15 protein-coding genes are annotated in these 16,456 nt (G+C 57.5%); 12 read left to right on the forward strand and 3 right to left on the reverse strand.

What is annotated here, in order from left to right; genetic code table 11:
• Positions 1-149: 149 nt before the first annotated feature.
• Positions 150-2,651 carry an FAD-dependent oxidoreductase gene (locus DHN60_RS04965; RefSeq protein WP_108836173.1) on the forward strand — a complete coding sequence of 834 codons (2,502 nt, stop codon included), beginning with the start codon at positions 150-152 and terminating at the stop codon, positions 2,649-2,651.
• A gap of 67 nt (positions 2,652-2,718) precedes the next feature.
• Here DHN60_RS04965 and DHN60_RS04970 read toward each other — a convergent pair whose 3' ends face one another.
• Genes DHN60_RS04970 through DHN60_RS04980 form a run of 3 tightly spaced genes read right to left on the reverse strand, consistent with a single transcriptional unit; the run spans position 2,719 to position 5,473 of the window.
• On the reverse strand, positions 2,719-3,483 hold the full coding sequence (locus DHN60_RS04970; RefSeq protein WP_108836174.1) for a GH25 family lysozyme: 765 nt from the start codon (positions 3,481-3,483) through the stop codon (positions 2,719-2,721).
• A gap of 2 nt (positions 3,484-3,485) precedes the next feature.
• Positions 3,486-4,550 carry an FAD-binding oxidoreductase gene (locus DHN60_RS04975; protein ID WP_108836175.1) on the reverse strand — a complete coding sequence of 355 codons (1,065 nt, stop codon included), beginning with the start codon at positions 4,548-4,550 and terminating at the stop codon, positions 3,486-3,488.
• Positions 4,547-5,473 carry an aldo/keto reductase gene (locus tag DHN60_RS04980; protein ID WP_108836176.1) on the reverse strand — a complete coding sequence of 309 codons (927 nt, stop codon included), beginning with the start codon at positions 5,471-5,473 and terminating at the stop codon, positions 4,547-4,549. Before DHN60_RS04980 ends, DHN60_RS04975 begins: the two co-directional genes overlap by 4 nt.
• Before the next feature lie 224 nt (positions 5,474-5,697).
• Between DHN60_RS04980 and DHN60_RS04985 the strand changes: the two genes are divergently transcribed.
• From DHN60_RS04985 to DHN60_RS05035, 11 genes are all read left to right on the forward strand, one after another.
• Positions 5,698-6,381, forward strand: a complete 684-nt coding sequence (locus tag DHN60_RS04985; RefSeq protein ID WP_108836177.1) for a TIGR02453 family protein — start codon at positions 5,698-5,700, stop codon at positions 6,379-6,381.
• Between the two features lie 33 nt (positions 6,382-6,414).
• Entirely contained in the window at positions 6,415-6,795 is a 381-nt protein-coding gene (locus tag DHN60_RS04990) for a VOC family protein (protein WP_108836178.1), read from the forward strand.
• 183 nt (positions 6,796-6,978) lie between these two features.
• Positions 6,979-7,710, forward strand: a complete 732-nt coding sequence (locus DHN60_RS04995; protein WP_234423525.1) for a hypothetical protein — start codon at positions 6,979-6,981, stop codon at positions 7,708-7,710.
• A 422-nt stretch (positions 7,711-8,132) separates the two neighbouring features.
• Entirely contained in the window at positions 8,133-9,452 is a 1,320-nt protein-coding gene (locus DHN60_RS05000; RefSeq protein WP_108836179.1) for an ABC transporter substrate-binding protein, read from the forward strand.
• A gap of 106 nt (positions 9,453-9,558) precedes the next feature.
• Positions 9,559-10,506, forward strand: coding sequence for a carbohydrate ABC transporter permease (locus DHN60_RS05005; protein WP_108836180.1), 948 nt, complete (start codon positions 9,559-9,561; stop codon positions 10,504-10,506).
• A complete protein-coding gene (locus tag DHN60_RS05010) occupies positions 10,503-11,441 on the forward strand; it encodes a carbohydrate ABC transporter permease (RefSeq protein ID WP_108836181.1) in 939 nt (312 codons plus the stop codon). The genes DHN60_RS05005 and DHN60_RS05010 overlap by 4 nt, the downstream gene beginning before the upstream one ends.
• Positions 11,438-11,626, forward strand: coding sequence for a hypothetical protein (locus tag DHN60_RS05015; RefSeq protein ID WP_093973891.1), 189 nt, complete (start codon positions 11,438-11,440; stop codon positions 11,624-11,626). Before DHN60_RS05010 ends, DHN60_RS05015 begins: the two co-directional genes overlap by 4 nt.
• Before the next feature lie 5 nt (positions 11,627-11,631).
• On the forward strand, positions 11,632-12,729 hold the full coding sequence (locus DHN60_RS05020) for an ABC transporter ATP-binding protein (RefSeq protein WP_108836182.1): 1,098 nt from the start codon (positions 11,632-11,634) through the stop codon (positions 12,727-12,729).
• On the forward strand, positions 12,722-13,717 hold the full coding sequence (locus DHN60_RS05025; protein ID WP_108836183.1) for an ABC transporter ATP-binding protein: 996 nt from the start codon (positions 12,722-12,724) through the stop codon (positions 13,715-13,717). Before DHN60_RS05020 ends, DHN60_RS05025 begins: the two co-directional genes overlap by 8 nt.
• A 14-nt stretch (positions 13,718-13,731) precedes the next feature.
• Entirely contained in the window at positions 13,732-15,357 is a 1,626-nt protein-coding gene (locus tag DHN60_RS05030) for a dihydroxyacetone kinase subunit DhaK (protein ID WP_108836184.1), read from the forward strand.
• Between the two features lie 21 nt (positions 15,358-15,378).
• Positions 15,379-16,431 carry a LacI family DNA-binding transcriptional regulator gene (locus DHN60_RS05035; protein ID WP_108836185.1) on the forward strand — a complete coding sequence of 351 codons (1,053 nt, stop codon included), beginning with the start codon at positions 15,379-15,381 and terminating at the stop codon, positions 16,429-16,431.
• The last annotated feature ends 25 nt before the right edge of the window (positions 16,432-16,456 follow it).

The following is a 16,456-nucleotide window of genomic DNA, read 5'->3' on the forward strand; positions in this document are numbered from 1 at the left end:
CGTCCTTCGGACTCCCCGGGATTTATTAAAATCAGAGAAGGGCGGTGCGGGTGGGCGTCGTTTTTTCGCTGTTACCGGTCGGCTTGTTGGCGCGCGAGAGCCTCCTTGTTTTCTAGAAGGGTGTTCAGGTCTTTGCGAGGAGTCGGCACATGAAAACGCAGGTCAAAGCATTGGTTGTCGGTGGCGGCGCCGTTGGCACTTCGATTGCATATCATCTGGCCCGCGCGGGTTGGGACGATGTGATGTTGCTGGAGCGGGATGAGTTGACGTCTGGGTCCACGTGGCACGCAGCCGGTTTGCTCCCCTATTTCAACATGTCCTTTGCGACGACGCACATCCACGACTATTCCATTCGGTTCTATAAAACACTGGAAGAAGAGACCGGCCTGAATGCGGGCTTTGCCGTTGTGGGCAACCTGCGCATGGCGCAGACACAGGAGCGGATGGATGAGTACATGCTCTATGCCTCCACCGCGGAGACCTGCGGAGTTCCTTACCAGTTCATGACCCCCGATCAGATCAAGGCGAAATGGCCGTTGATCAACACTGACGACTTGAAAGGGGCGCTGTACCACCAGACGGATGGTTACATTAACCCTGCCGACGTCACTATGGCCATGGCCAAAGGAGCCCGCCAACGTGGTGTCATGATCGAGCGCAAGTGGCAGGCAGATGCCTTCCATTGGACTGGCGAGGCTTGGGAGGTCACAGCGACCAAGATGGTCGAAAAGGGCGGCAATCTGATCCCCTCTGACGAGCAGATCGTTATAACCGCCGAACATGTTGTGACAGCGAGCGGCAACCATGCCCAACGCACAGCCAAGATGCTGGGCATCAAGATGCCTGCGATCCCGGTTGAGCATCAGTTTATCGTTATGGAACAGGATCCTGCGTTGGTGGAGTTCCGTGAAGTAGGCAATGCCGAACACCCGGTGATCCGCGATGCTGACGCGCAATCCTATGTGCGTGAAGAACGAGGTGGTTGGATCCTTGGGGTCTATGAAAAAGGAGCGCCTGCGCGCTTTGAGCATGGCGTACCCGACAGTTTCCGCGCCGATCTGTTCCAGCTCGATCTGGAGCGGATCGAGGACCAGTACATGGCGATGATCCACCGGGTCCCGTCCTGTGAGGAGAGCGGCCTTAAAGACGATTTCAACGGACCGATTTGCTACACGCCAGATGGCAACCCGCTGGTCGGGCCTGCGCCGGGTTTGCGCAACATGTGGCTGGCTGAAGGATTCTCGTTTGGCATCACCGCCGCAGGCGGCACTGGCTATTATCTGGCGCAGATGATGGTGGAGGGAGAGGCCGAGATTGACATGGCTTCGCTTGACCCCAAACGTTATGGCAAATGGATGACGACCGAGTTTGCGGCGCGCAAGAACGAAGAGTGCTATGAGCACGTTTATATCCTGCATCACCCGGACGAGGAGCGGCCAGCCTGCAGGCCTTTGCGCACCTCGCCTGCCTATGACCGCCAAGCGGCCAAGGGCGCGCAGTTTGGGTTTGTGAACGGATGGGAGCGGCCCAACTACTACGGGCCTCTGGATGCGCCTGAGAATTTTGACCATGATGCCCGGTCGTTCCGGAGGGGCGGCTGGTGGCAATACGCCCATGACGAAGCAAAAGCCGTGCGCGAAGGTGTTGGCCTGATCGATGCGACGGCCTTTACCAAGCATGTGTTGCGCGGGCCCGGCGCGACGGCGTTTCTGGATTGGTTCACCTGCAACCGTTTGCCCAAAGTGGGACGCATCAACCTGACCTATGCGCTGACAGAGGCCGGCACGACGCGCACAGAATATACCATCGTGCGCAATGCCGAAGATGAGTATTACCTTGTCAGTGCGGGGGCTTGGCAGGCGTATGACAGTGATTACCTGCTCAAGGCGATCGAGGATAAAATCCCGGAATTTGGCTGGATGTCGTGCCATGATGTGACGTCGCAATGGGGTGTGTTTGCCATCGCCGGACCGAAATCCCGGGATGTTTTGGGCGCACTGATCAAGGATGCTGATCCGGCGACTGCGCTGTCGAACAAACGTTTCCCTTGGTTGTCAGCCCGGCAGATTGAGTTGGGGATGTGTCCGGTGAATGCGATCCGTGTGGCCTATACCGGCGAATTGGGATGGGAGTTACACCACCCCATCGAGATGCAGAATTACCTTTGGGATCAACTGGTTGCTGCGGGCGAATCTCATGGCATGAAGCTGGTGGGTGCGCGGGCGCAAAACTGGTTGCGTCAGGAGAAATCTTATCGCGCATTCGGCACTGAGTTGGGTCGGGATGCAACACCGCTGGAGGCGGATTTGCCGCGCTTTGTGGACCTCAGTAAGGATTTTCACGGCAAGGCTGCGATGGAAGCGATTGGTGTACGTTCCAAATGCGTGACGTTGCTGATTGATGGGCCGGATGACGCGGATCCGTGGGGGCGCGAGGCGCTTTACCATGGAGAGACCCGCGTGGGCCGTCTTACCTCGGGCGGCTATTCGGTGGCCTTTGGAAAGTCCATTGGCATGGGATATGTCTCTCCTGAGTTGGCGGTGCCCGGCACGAAGCTGCAGGTCAAGATGTTTGATCAGTTGTGGGATGCGGAGATCGTGCAGGACAGCCCATATGATCCGGATAACGCCGCGATCCGCATCGACGGATAAGTCCGGCGGGGCGACGCTGTTTGCTTGCGCAAAGGCGCCCGCCCGCCGACCCGGGCGACGTGTTTCCTTAGCGAATTGTGCGCTGGTCCAACCAGGACTGCCAAGACTCAGCGCTGCCATTGAAGACATTGATGTCCACCAATCCGGGTGTATTGGGCAGGGTGCCGGTGGCCGTGTATTGCCAAAAGCGCCACGACTGTCCCGGATAGGCTTCGGCCGGGGATTTGGCGGTGGTGCGCAACCAGAATTCGACGCCTTTGAAAGCACTTAATCCGTTTTCCCGGTAAAAGCGTGGCGTGGTGTAAATAATCGGTTTCTGCCCAAAGTGTGCAGACACGATGTCTATCCAGCGCTGCATTTCATTGCGGACGGTCGCGCCGTCTGGGCGGCGCTGGCAGGTTGGGGAAAACGGGTTCCATTCCATATCCAGAACGGGGGGTAAGGTGCCGCGTGTGCGTGGGACTATGTCGATAAAGAACTTTGCCTGCACTTCTGGCGTCGTGCAGAAATAGTAGAAATGATAGGCCCCGCGCACGATCCCGGCCCGCCCGGCGCTGCGCCAATGATCGTCAAACTTTATGTCCTTGAGATCTCCACCCTCAGTCGCTTTCAGAAAGGCGAACTCGATTCCGACGGCCTTGGCGCGTTCCCAATCGACGGAAGTCTGGAAGCGTGCGGCATCCATGCCGCGTACCGGGAACCTTTTGGGTTGGCGGCCAGAGAAGACAACCGGGGCGGTGTCCCCGATTTCCATGCGGCCGTTGAACTGTTCAGGGCTGGGCCCGCAGGCGGACAGGAGGAGAAGCAGGACGGCGAGGATGCGGAGTGCCATGTTTAATCCTTGTGAAAGCGGGCGGGAGAAAGGGATTGGATGGTTGCGCTGTCGATCTCGGGTGCGTGCCCAAGCGTGAGATCGGCCAGCAGTTGGCTGGCAGCGGGAGCCGTTTGGAAGCCATACCCGCCTTGACCTGCGCACCATATAAAACTTTCATTTTCAGGATCTTGCCCAAGAACCAGCGTGCGATCCGGCGCAAAGCTCCGCAAACCTGCCCAGGACGAAGTCAGCCGTGTGACCGGTTCGGTGACGTGGTTTGCATAGCGATCAAGTCCCTCGGCCAGAACCATGTCGTCTGCCCATGCATCATGTGGCTCGACCGGGTCTTCATCCGCCGGAGAGACCAGCAATGCGCCTGCGTCGGGTTTGGCGTACCACGTCTCTCCCACGCCAAAGAAGATCGGCCAGCGGGACACATCGTGCCCGCCGGGGGCCGGGATGCGCGCCATTGATCGGCGATGTGGGGTGATCCCGACTGGGTTTATCCCAGCCATAACAGCCACTTGATCGGCCCATGCACCGGCGGCGTTGACCAGCAGATCTGCGGTTAATGTTTCGTTGCCGCAACGCACGGACCACGTTTGGTCAAAACTGATCGCGCTGACCGCGCTCCCGGTCAGAACCTGCCCGCCATTTGCGCGCACTGTCTTTGCGAAATCCTGAATCATACGGTCGGTGTCGATGTCGAAGGCGTCCGCGTGATAGGCTGCGCGGGTTACTGTTTCGTTCAGGATGGGAACGTGGTTGCGCGCCTCATTGACTGATATTTCGGGGCATTTAAGAGTTTTTGCATCTTTCTCGAACGCCTCGTCCTCGCCTGCGCGACCGACCAGCAGAAAACCGCGGGGGCTGAGATAAGGTTGATGGAAGGCCGCACTGGCATGGTTCAGCGTAATGACGGACGGCAGGCCGTAGTTTTCTTCAAACAGGGCCGCCGAACGACCCGAAGCGTGGTAGCCAAGCGCGTCTTCGCCCTCGATCAGAGTAACCTTTGCATGGGCTGACAACCGTGCTGCGGCAGAGACACCTGCAATGCCCCCGCCGATCACGATGACGTCGCTCATGCCTCTTCGATCCGGTCCGTGGCGGGGGGCGGTGTGACACTGAAGCCGGAGATTTGTTCATAGAGTTCGGGTGTCATGTCGAAGTCGAGGGCCGCCAGCGATGGAGCCAGTTGCTCAGATGAGCGGGCTGAAATGATGGGGCGGGGCCGGGCAGGATGCGCCATGGCCCATGCCACAGCCAACGTCGCCGGGCTTGCGCCCATATCGCCTGCAAGGGCGGCGAGTTTAACGGCTGCTTGGTGCATCCAGTCGACATTGTAGCGCGCCGCGTACCGGTGATCTTCGGTTAGTCGCCCGGTGCCGCCGCCTGCGTATTTGCCGGTGAGCAAACCGCCGCCAAGCGGGGAATAAGGCACAATTTCAAGCCCTTGATCGACGCACATTGGGAAGATTTCGACTTCGGCCTGCCGTTTGACGAGGCTGTGCATGGGCTGAACCATTTCGATCATCACGTCGAACCCTAGGGCAACGCGCTGGGCCTTGACCACTTGCCATGCGGCAAAGTTTGAGACCGCGATGTGGCGAATTTTGCCAGCGTGTTTGAGGGTTGCGAGCGCGTCGAACGTTTCCTGCAATGGCGTGTCGTCGTCAAAGCGGTGCAGGTAGAGAATGTCGACCACGTCGAGCCCAAGCCGTTGTTGGGAGATGTCAAAACCAGTGAGGATGTTTTCACGGCTCGACCCGCCATCATAAGCGGCCTTTGTAGCTATGATCAGGCTTTCGCGCTCTTCTTTGATCATTTCGCCGAGCAGGGTTTCGGAGGCGCCGCCGTTGTAGACATAAGCGGTGTCAAAATGGGTGATACCGGCAGTGCGCGCGGCGTCAAACATGGCCCGGCTGTCTGCGGCGTCAGCATTGCCGCCAAATTGCATTGTACCAAAAGTGAGGCGTGAGAGCGGGGTGCCATTGAGGGAGGTAATCATACCCCAATTGGTGCCATGACTGGGACCGCGCGTGCAACGGTTAATGGGTGTGCGGCGCGAATCATTGCCAAAGCCAGTTAACCAAGGGCTTTGGGGGTCGCACAATGTGTGCACCACGTCGTGCACCGGGGTATGGTTGACCGGGCGTACGATGTCGTGTGTTACCAAAGCGTAAATGGCAAACTGGTCTCGGTTTTGGTCTGTGTTACCCTCGCTCCCGGAGCATGGAAGGCGGTGTCGAAATGGCGGACGGGTTCGAGAAAATAGTAGAAGAGGCGCTTGCCTTCTTCACGCAGTTGGAGGCCAACAACTCCAAAGACTGGTTCAATCCGCGAAAAGAACACTACAAGGAAGCTATCGCTGGCCCTGCCGGGTTCTTTGCCGATCTGATGGCCGAAGATATTGCGCGCCTGACTGGCAAGCCCCACAGTTCGAAAGTGTTTCGCATCTATCGAGATGTCCGCTTTTCCAAGGACAAGACGCCGCTGAACACGCACCTGCACATGATGTGGCAGCCTGCCGACAAGGATCCGTTGGCGCCAGTGTGGTTTTGGGGATTGAGCCGCGAGTACTTTGTTCTGGGCATGGGGGTGGTCGGGTTGAAGGGTGAGGCTTTGGCCCGCTACCGCGCGTTTGTGGACAGTTGGGGGGACGGGCTGCAATCCGCGTTGGATGATGCTCGCGATACGCTGGGCGCTGAACTGGGGGATTGGGGCCCTGAGCCTTTGAAGAACGTGCCCAAGCCATATAACAAGGATCACCCGCACGCAGAGTTGCTCAAGCGCAAAGGCCTGACCGTCAGTTCGCCGATACCAAGAGATTGGCGCAAGACAGGTGTAATGAAGGCGACCCTGACCAATGCAAAAGGACTAATACCAGTGTGGGAGATGTTCGATGCGCACCTGTGAGGGGCCGAGCACAGAGTCGCGAGGAGGCCAGCCATGATTGATCACATCACATTTGGCGTTCTGGATTTTGACCGCTCTACCGCCTTTTACGATTCTGCGTTTGCGCCTTTGGGTGTGCGGCGGGTGTTTGACGTACCACTTGAACACTCTGGTGGTGTGAAGGTGACAGGGTACGGGGATGACCGCCCATGGTTCTGGCTGGCTGAAGAGCGGGCGACGACGGGCATGATGCACATCGCGTTACGGGCCGACAGCCGCGCGGCGGTGGATGCGTTTCACGCCGCAGCGCTTGATGCAGGAGGGACGGACAATGGGCCGCCTGCGCTGCGCTTGCATTACCATGCAGACTATTGCGGAACCTTTGTGCTTGATCCGGACGGACACAATATTGAAGCGGTCTGCCATTCGCCATGATTTTGATAGTATGAGGCCTTCTTTCGAAGGCTGTGGATCTGCATGCTCAAATGCGGGCGTGGCCAAATATGTCGATACATAACATTTGAATGACTTTTTGACTCGGGCTGATGGCATGGCAACCTGTTTTCAACGTCCATGTTCCACTTTGCCCAAACGCGATGATTTCAGAATGAGGTTGGTATGGAGCGGATGTGGGGCCTTTTGGCCTGCGTTGGCCTTTGTTTGCAGGCGGCTTTTGCCTCGGCAGAGGCGCTGCCGATGGCGGCGCGGGGCAGTCTTCTGACGGAACGGGCTCCGCTATTTGTTCAGGCTAGGGCCAGCGCGTCCCATTCGCCCAGCCTGTTTGCGGGCAAAAACGGGAACAGCCTGTTTCGCCCGATGCCTGTGTCTATCCGCGTGACGTCTGGCCTCGGCGCGATGCCGTTTCATGATTTGGGGCCTGTGGGGCAGTTGCGCGCACTGATTGCGCAGGCAGAGGCCGGAGCCAAAGGGTATGACGCGGTGCAATATGGTGCAGATATTCTGCCCAGTGGCCCACCGACGACCCTGACCATTGCGCAGATTTACGCGTGGATTGATGACACCCCCGGACAACCCCACGCGATAGGTCGCTACCAGTTCATCCCGCCCACTTTGCGCCGTCTGGTGCGCCGGATGGGTCTGAATCATGAAGTCCGGTTTAGCCCGCAGGTGCAGGACCAACTGGCCAACCTTCTTCTCTATGAAGCGGGGCTGCACCAGTTTTTGGCCGGAGATCTGGACCGCCAAACCTTTATGAACAACCTCGCCAAGATTTGGGCGGGCCTGCCCAATGATACAGGGCAATCTCATTATCACGGCTTTGCGGGTAACAAGGCTACGATGACATGGGTTTATTTTGATGCGCAAATGGCGCGGATTTTCCCAGGCTGAACGGGCCTGCGCGACGCAAATGTCTGCCTCAAAGACGCGGATAGTCGGGTTTATCAACGCAAGCCCATGCGGCGAAACACGCATGATCACCCCCTTTGTGGGGGGTGATTTTACGGCGGGGTTGCGGAGTGTTTGGTGCTAAATGCTGGTTTGTTTTTCTTCCTGATCTGGGTTGTTTTTTGGGTGGGTTTGTTTGCTCGAGCGAAGCCTTGGATGGCTTGGGCGCTGGTTCACCTCAAAGATTTTTTCACTAAAAGTTATTTTAAATCAGTGGCCTGTTAAAGTTTTTGAGTCAAGTGAGGTGCGCACCTCAAAAAATGTGTGGACGTGAGGTGCGTACCTCAAATAGCGTCATAGGTGTCCAATGGACGATTCGCCGACCCAAATAGAAGGTCGACGATTTCACTCTGGGAGGAGAACCTATGAAACATTTGAAACTGGCCTCAGCCAGCGCCCTCAGCATTGCAGCGGCGTCATTTGCAAGCACAGCACAGGCCGAAGATCTGACATTGTGCTGGGCGGCGTGGGACCCGGCCAACGCGCTTGTCGAACTGAGCAAGGAATTTGAATCGCAATCAGGTCACACGATGAGCTTTGAGTTCATTCCATGGCCCAATTTTGCCGACAGGATGCTGAACGAACTGAACTCGGGCGGCAAATTGTGTGACCTGCTGATTGGCGATAGCCAGTGGATCGGCGGCGGTGCCGAGAATGGCCACTACGTCAAACTCAACGACTTCTTTGAGGCCGAAAGCATTTCGATGTCCGACTTTGCGGACGCTACTGTCTATGCCTATTCGACGTGGCCCAAAGGCACGCCGAACTACTATGCGCTGCCAGCGATGGGTGATGCGAATGGCTGGTTCTATCGCAAGGACTGGTTTGGTCGCGAAGACATTCAGGCCGCTTACAAAGAGGCCACCGGTGAGGATCTGCGCGAGCCACAAAGCCAAAAAGAAATGCTGCAAATCGCACAGTTCTTCCAAGGCCGTGAGATTGATGGCCAAACCGTTTATGGCGCTGCGATCTTCACCGAGCGCGGGTCTGAAGGCATCACAATGGGTGTGACGTCCGCGCTGTATCCTTGGGGTTTCAAGTACGAGAACACGCCTGGTTCCTATGACATGGACGGCGCTGTGAACTCTCCTGAAGCAGTCGAAGCCCTTGAATTCTATAAAGAGTTCTACGAAACTGCGACGCCTCCGGGTTATACGAACAGCTACATGGGCGAGAGCCTTGATGCGTTCAAATCCGGTCAGGTCGCTATGGCGATGAACTGGTTTGCCTTCTTCCCGGGCCTCTATGCAGACCCGAACACGGGCGGCGACAAGATCGACTTCTTTGTGAACCCACCACAGAACAACGCGGGTTCGACGCTGGGCGGTCAGGGCATCTCTGTTGTGGCCTATTCCGACAAGCAGGATGCAGCACTTGAGTACATCAAGTGGTTCGCCAACCCCGACGTTCAGGCGAAATGGTGGGAGCTGGGCGGCTATTCGGCGCACAACTCGGTCCTGAACGACCCCGGCTTCAAGGACAGCGCACCTTTTGCTGGTGACTTCCTCGAAGCAATGGGCTCGGTGCAGGACTTCTGGCAGGAGCCGGCCTATGCCGAACTGTTGCTGGCCATGCAAAAACGTCTGCATGACTACATCGTCGCCGATCAGGGCACAGCGCAAGAAGCGCTGGACAAACTGGTCGAGGATTGGACCGAAGTCTTCGAGGACGAAGGCAAACTCTGACGCCTCCCTGATCACCCGTTTGCGCGGGTGATCACCCAAGACGGGCTGTCCCGAACATCTGTTCGGGGCAAGCCTTCCCTGCACCCTCACGTTTGGATCATCCCGCATGACTGATACCCCTGCCACCCGCGCGGCCCAAGCGACCCCGGTCGGTGTTGCGCGCAAGATCAAAGGACTGAGCGACCGTGCCATTGCATGGATTTTCGTTGGCCCCACGATCTTTTTGCTGCTGGCGATCAACATCTTTCCGTTGATCTGGACGATAAACCTTAGCTTTACCAACTTTCGAGCCAACCGTCCGAACCGCGAGGTCGACTACGTAGGCCTGCGCAACTACGAGCGGATCCTGACCGATAGCGACATCTGGCTGAACATGCAGGCCACCGCGCATTTCCTTTTTTGGACGATCTTCTTTCAGGTGCTCATCGGCTTTACGCTGGCCTACCTGATCAACAAGAAATTCAAAGGTAACGACCTTTGGACCACGATCATCGTGCTGCCAATGATGCTGTCCCCAGCCGTTGTCGGTAACTTTTGGAAGTTCCTGTATCAGCCTCAGATCGGTCTGTTTAACTATGTTGTGGCCTTCCTGTCCGGTAAGGACCCATCGAGTTTCGAGATGCTTGGGTCAGTACAGTTGGCGCCGTGGTCCATCGTTATTGTGGACACGTGGATGTGGACGCCCTTTGTGATGCTCATCTGTCTGGCCGGGTTGCGGTCGATCCCTGACTATATTTACGAGGCCGCCGAGGTTGATCGCGCCAGCAAGCTGCGCCAGTTCTTTACAATCACCATCCCGATGGTCCTGCCGTTCCTGATGCTGGCGGTCCTGTTCCGGGGGATCGAAAACTTCAAGATGTTCGACCTTGTTGTGCAGTTGACGGGCGGTGGCCCGGGATCCACCACAGAACTGACCTCAATCAACCTCAAGCGAGAGGCGTTTGAGAAATGGCGCACCGGCTATGCCTCGGCCTATGCCATCATCCTCTTTGTAACCGTATTCGGGCTCGCCTCGATCTACGTCAAAGCGTTGAACAAGGTGAAAGAAAGATGAGCAGTTTCTCCGTCACAGAGCCGTCCAAACGCTCCAAATGGTTCGCGGGCACGTTGGTCATCGTCTATGCGCTCATCACTATGGTGCCGCTGGCGTGGATCATGCTGACCGGGTTCAAGTCGCCCGCAGATGCGATCAGCTATCCACCGAAAGTTCTGTTTGAACCCACGCTTGAGGGCTACGTGAACCTGTTCACGACCCGCACCCGACAAACGGACGAATTCCTTGCGGCGAACCCGCCGCAGACCTGGTATGATGAAATCGTGCGTGAATACGACATGGTCATCGCGGGCCCGTCCAAGTTCGGAGAGCGGTTCCTGAACTCTGTGATCATCGGTTTCGGCTCGACCTTCCTCAGTATTTTCCTCGGCACATTAGCGGCTTATGCGTTTTCGAGGTTCAAGATACCGCTAGCGGATGACTTACTCTTCTTCATCCTCAGTACGCGGATGATGCCACCCATTGCGGTCGCGATCCCGATTTTCCTGATGTACCGGCAGCTGGGTCTCAGCGACACGCATCTGGGCATGATCTTGCTGTACACGGGCGTAAACATCAGCCTTGCCGTATGGCTGCTTAAAGGGTTCATCGACGAGATTCCGTTGGAGTATGAAGAGGCGGCACTTATCGATGGCTACACCCGCTTTCAGGCGTTTTACAAAGTGGTGTTGCCACAGGCGGCGACGGGCATCGCCTCCACGGCTATCTTCTGTCTGATCTTTGCCTGGAACGAATATGCCTTCGCGGTGCTGCTGACATCTGGCACGGCCCAGACAGCGCCTCCGTTCATCCCGACAATCATCGGTGTTGGCGGACTGGACTGGCCTGCGGTTGCAGCGGGTGCCACCATCTTCCTGCTGCCGGTCATGATTTTCACCATCCTGTTGCGCAAGCATCTGTTGCGCGGGATCACATTTGGGGCGGTGCGCAAATGAGCAATTTTCTGAACGGATTGATGCGCCTGCGCCGTGGCCCGTGGGAGATGCTGGCCACAATTCTCATCGGGCTTGGGGTGTTCATGTTGATGCAGCCATTTGTGCTGTGGCTCTACACCTATTCCTTCATCGTCACACTGGTGGGCACCGTGATGTTCATCATTGTCTCCCACTTCAAGGAGTAGCCGACTTGGCTCAGATCCAGATCAAGAACATCCGCAAGGATTTTGGCGACTTCAACGCGGTGAAGGAGAGCTCCTTCACAATCGAGGACGGCGAGTTCTTCATGCTGCTCGGTCCTTCGGGCTGCGGCAAGACCACCACCTTGCGCATGATTGCCGGGCTGGAATTGCCCACGTCGGGCGAAATTTATCTCGATGGCGAAGAGATCAGCCAGTTGCCGCCATCAAAGCGTGACATCGCGTTTGTTTTCCAGATGTTTGCGCTTTATCCGCATATGAACGTGCGCCGGAACCTCAGTTATCCGTTGGTGTCGCAGGGCATGGCCCGCAAGGACGTTAAGGCGAAGGTTGAAGAAGTTGCCGGGATCCTTGGCATTCAGGATATTTTGAACCGCCCTGTGGGCGGGCTGTCCGGTGGGGACAGGCAGCGTGTTGCGCTGGGCCGTGCCATTGTGCGTGATCCCAAGGCCTTCATGATGGATGAGCCTTTGGGTGCGCTCGATGCCGAATTCCGCGAGCATATGTCCGAGGAATTGCGCGCCCTGCATGATCGCATGAACGCCACCACCGTCTACGTCACCCATGATCAGCTTGAGGCGATGCAGATGGGCGACAAGATCGTGGTGATGAACAACGCGGTGGTCGAGCAATTCGGCACTCCGCAGGAAATTTATGACAAGCCTGCGACGATGTTTGTGGCCGACTTCATCGGTTCGCCCTCCATGAACTTTCTGCACTTTGACGGCAACGTCGGAGAAGGGGCCGAGAGCGTGACGCTGGGTGGTGAAGTGATGCACGTGCCACGCACGCGTCAGGGCGCGTCGGGCAAGCTGGTGTTTGGGGTGCGCCCCGAACATGTGACGCTGTCGGACAGCGGTGCCTATCGTGGTGAGGTTTTGGCTTCTGAATACCTTGGGACCACTCAGATCATAACCTTGGACACTCCCAATGGGGAATTGAAGGCACGCATCGACAGCGCGCAGGTGGCCAAGGTGGGCGAAAAGGTCGGACTTGGGTTTAACCCGAAAACCATCACACTCTTTGATGATGGTAGTGGTCACGCCCTGCGCTCTGACCTCAACAACGAGGTGCTGACCAATGGCTGAGGTTATTCTGAAAGGTTTGTCTAAATCCTTTGGCACCGATGTCGGTATAGCAGACGTGTCGATGACCATCCCAGACGGTGCATTTGTTGTGCTGTTGGGGCCGACGGGCGCGGGTAAAACGACAACCTTGCGTCTGATTTCGGGGCTGGAAAAGGCTGATGCGGGCGAGGTCTGGATTGGTGGACGCAATGTTGGTGCCGAGACACCGGCGCAACGCGACGTGGCGATGGTGTTCCAGCAATACTCGCTCTATCCGCATCTGAGTGTACGGGACAATCTGGCGTTTCCGCTAAAATCGCCGATCCTGAACACACCGGTGGACGAGATCGAACGCAAAGTGGCCGAAGTGGCCAGCGTTCTGCAAATTTCCCACAAACTCGACAACAAGGCCACGGCCCTGTCGGGGGGCGAGATGCAGCGCGTCTCCATCGGGCGCGCCTTGGTGCGCGAGCCGTCGATTTACCTGATGGACGAGCCGCTGAGTTCGCTCGATGCTAAGCTGCGCACCGATCTGCGGGTCGAGTTGAAGCGCATTCAGGCGAACCTTGGCGCTACCCTGCTTTATGTCACCCACGACCAGATCGAAGCGATGACCATGGCGACACATGTGGGTGTTCTGAACGAAGGGCGGCTTGTGCAATACGGCACACCACGCGAGATCTATGAAAATCCCAACAGCCTTTATGTCGCCTCGCGTCTTGGGCTGCCCCGCATCAACATTGTGCCGGCGGATGTCTTTGGCGGGATGCCTGCGGGTGTAACGCAGATCGGGATGCGCCCCGAACACATCCATCAAGGCGAAGGGCAAGAGGCCGAAGTGCAGCGGGTTGAGCATCTGGGCGATCAGGCGCGGTTGCATCTGGTCCTTAAAGGCCACGCCATCACCACCATTGCCGACCCCCACACGACCTATACCCCGGGTGCACATATCAAGATCGCGCCAAAGAACCCGTTGTGTTTTGACGCCGAAGGCGCACGCATTTCGTAAGGAAGGACAGTGACATGAGCCAGTTTATCAATGCCAAGGACACGCTTGTTACGGACGCTGTGGACGGCTTGCTGGAAACCTCCGGTGGCGCGCTGACCCGGCTGGATGGGTATCCGCATATCAAGGTGGTCTGCCGTGCAGATTGGGACAAATCCAAGGTCGCGCTGATTTCCGGTGGCGGGTCAGGGCACGAGCCTGCCCATGCGGGATTTGTCGGGCGCGGTATGTTGACCGCTGCGGTGTGCGGCGAGGTTTTTGCATCTCCGTCTGTTGATGCAGTCCTAGCGGGCATTCTGGCGGTGACCGGCAAGGCGGGCTGTTTGCTGATCGTCAAGAATTACACCGGGGACCGTCTGAATTTTGGTCTGGCGGCTGAGCGCGCGCGCGCCTTCGGGCTTCAGGTCGAGATGGTCATTGTGGACGACGACATCGCCTTGCCACATCTGCCGCAACCGCGCGGGGTGGCGGGCACGTTGTTTGTCCACAAGATCGTGGGCGATATGGCTGAAAACGGCGCTGATCTGGCAGCGATCAAGGCAACAGCAGATCGCACCATTGCGGCTATGTCCTCGATCGGGATGTCGCTGGATACATGCACCGTGCCCGGATCGGCCAAGGAAAATCGCATTCCTGTCGGCAAGGCTGAACTGGGCCTTGGCATTCACGGCGAGGCCGGAGTGGAGCAGGTCACACTGGAAGGTGCGCATTCCGCAATGGACATGGTTCTGGACAAGCTCAGCGCCAAAATCGAAACCGGCGAACATGTGGCCATTCTGAACAACCTTGGCTCGACCTCGCCGCTAGAGATGTCGATCCTTGCCCATTGCCTGGCAACCTCGCCCAAGGCGGGCAATATCAAACATATCATTGGCCCCGCTCCGTTGATGACATCGCTGGATATGCATGGGTTTTCGGTCTCTGTCCTGCCTGTGGACGATACAAACCTTGCGCCGTTGTCCGCGCCCGTCGATCTGGCTGCGTGGCCGGGCATGAAGGATATCGCGCCGGTCAAGGTACAGCCCTTGCCAGACGGGTTGAGCCCGATCCAGCCCATTCCGTCCGCCAATGACAAAACCGCTGCCATCATAGCGCAGTGTTGTGATTTGCTGATTGCTGCGGAAAACGATTTGAATACGCTCGATGCGAAATCGGGTGATGGGGATACAGGCAGCACGCTGGCCACAGCCGCCCGTGCGCTGAAGGGGGCGTTAGATCGGATGCCATTGGCTGACCTCACGCAACTGTTCCGGGCAATCGGCAATGAGTTAAGCCAGACGATGGGTGGGTCTTCTGGCGTGATCCTTGCCATTTTCTTTGGCGCGACCGGCGATGCCTGTGCCAGTGGCAAGCCGACCCCCAAGGCGCTGAAGGCCGGGCTGGATCGGATCAGCCAGGTCGGTGGTGCTGCGCAGGGGGATCGCACGATGATTGACGCGCTCGCGCCTGCTCTGGCCGCGTTGCCAGAAGGGATTTCTGTAGCGGCCGCTGCTGCCCGGGCGGGCGCGGATGAAACCGCGTCGATGGGGCAGGCCAAGGCAGGCCGTGCGTCTTATGTGCCCGAAGAGAACCTGCTGGGTCACAACGACCCCGGCGCCGAAGCTGTGGCGCGCCTGTTCGAAGGGCTGGCAAAGGCAATGTGAAAATACACACAAAGGACGAAAGTGAAGCATCCCGACGACACCCTTTCCAATCCCACGATCAACGACATAGCCCGTGTCGCTGAGGTCAGCCTTGCGACCGTGGACCGGGTTCTGAACGCGCGCCCCGGGGTGCGTGAGGTGACGGTGCGCAAGGTGAACGCGGCGATTGCTGAACTGGGATATGTGCGCGACACGGCGGCCGCTAATCTTGCGCGGGGGCGGGTCTATCATTTCACCTTCATCTTGCCTGCGACGCAGAACGAATTCATTTCACTGCTGGAAACGCAAATCGAGTTGCTTGGTCGCGGGCTGCGGCAGGACCGGACCAAATTAACCTTTGTTCGCGTGGCCGCGTTTGACCCTATGGCGTTGGCCAGTGCGGTAGATGCGATTGATCCGACCCAAGTGAATGGCGTCGCCATTTTTGGCCCGGAAACGCCATCGGTGCGGGATTCTGTGGCGCACCTTAAGGCACATGGCGTCACGGTTGTCTCGCTTGTCTCTGATTTGCCAAGTTCAGAGAGGGACAATTATGTGGGTGTGGACAACATCGCCGCAGGGCGCACCGCCGCGCAATTGCTGGGCCGGTTTGTTGGTCAAAGGAACGGTAAAATCCTGGTGCTGACCGGATCCATGCTGGCGCGGGATCATCTGGAACGTCGCCTTGGTTTTGACGAGGTCATGGCAGAGGATTTTCCCCATCTGGATGTTTTGGCTTCGCTTGAGGGGCGTGACGATCCGGACCTTATTCAGCGCTTGCTGCCAGATGCCTTTGCGGAAAATTCGGATATCATCGGAATCTACTCATCAGCTGCGGGTAACGATGGCTTGCTGCGGTTTTTTGCGACACATGATCAAACGCACCGCCCCATCGTGGTCGCACACGAGTTGACGGACCTGTCGCGCGGGGCCTTGGCGTCTGGTCATTTTGATGCGGTCATAAGTCAGGATGCAGGCCATCTGGTGCGCTCCGCCGTGCGCATAATGCGAGCCAACAGTGATCGGATGCCAATAAACCTTGCGCAGGAACGCATTCGGATCGACGTCTATCTTAAGGAAAATATGGGCCCCTAGATGGGCGTATGATTTGGGAGGAACA

Origin of the sequence: Tateyamaria sp. Alg231-49, from assembly GCF_900143535.1 — a bacterium.
In the GTDB taxonomy this organism is placed as follows: Bacteria; Pseudomonadota; Alphaproteobacteria; order Rhodobacterales; family Rhodobacteraceae; genus Tateyamaria.

What these genes read in the sequence shown, in the direction of transcription:
- DHN60_RS04965 (WP_108836173.1), top strand. Translation starts at nt 150, where the DNA reads ATGAAAACGCAGGTCAAAGCATTGGTTGTCGGTGGCGGCGCCGTTGGC.
- DHN60_RS04990 (WP_108836178.1), top strand. Translation starts at nt 6,415, where the DNA reads ATGATTGATCACATCACATTTGGCGTTCTGGATTTTGACCGCTCTACC.
- DHN60_RS04980 (WP_108836176.1), bottom strand. Translation starts at nt 5,473, where the DNA reads ATGATTACCTCCCTCAATGGCACCCCGCTCTCACGCCTCACTTTTGGT.
- DHN60_RS05030 (WP_108836184.1), top strand. Translation starts at nt 13,732, where the DNA reads ATGAGCCAGTTTATCAATGCCAAGGACACGCTTGTTACGGACGCTGTG.
- DHN60_RS05000 (WP_108836179.1), top strand. Translation starts at nt 8,133, where the DNA reads ATGAAACATTTGAAACTGGCCTCAGCCAGCGCCCTCAGCATTGCAGCG.
- DHN60_RS05005 (WP_108836180.1), top strand. Translation starts at nt 9,559, where the DNA reads ATGACTGATACCCCTGCCACCCGCGCGGCCCAAGCGACCCCGGTCGGT.
- DHN60_RS05025 (WP_108836183.1), top strand. Translation starts at nt 12,722, where the DNA reads ATGGCTGAGGTTATTCTGAAAGGTTTGTCTAAATCCTTTGGCACCGAT.
- DHN60_RS05015 (WP_093973891.1), top strand. Translation starts at nt 11,438, where the DNA reads ATGAGCAATTTTCTGAACGGATTGATGCGCCTGCGCCGTGGCCCGTGG.
- DHN60_RS04975 (WP_108836175.1), bottom strand. Translation starts at nt 4,550, where the DNA reads ATGAGCGACGTCATCGTGATCGGCGGGGGCATTGCAGGTGTCTCTGCC.
- DHN60_RS04995 (WP_234423525.1), top strand. Translation starts at nt 6,979, where the DNA reads ATGGAGCGGATGTGGGGCCTTTTGGCCTGCGTTGGCCTTTGTTTGCAG.
- DHN60_RS05010 (WP_108836181.1), top strand. Translation starts at nt 10,503, where the DNA reads ATGAGCAGTTTCTCCGTCACAGAGCCGTCCAAACGCTCCAAATGGTTC.
- DHN60_RS04970 (WP_108836174.1), bottom strand. Translation starts at nt 3,483, where the DNA reads ATGGCACTCCGCATCCTCGCCGTCCTGCTTCTCCTCCTGTCCGCCTGC.
- DHN60_RS04985 (WP_108836177.1), top strand. Translation starts at nt 5,698, where the DNA reads ATGGAAGGCGGTGTCGAAATGGCGGACGGGTTCGAGAAAATAGTAGAA.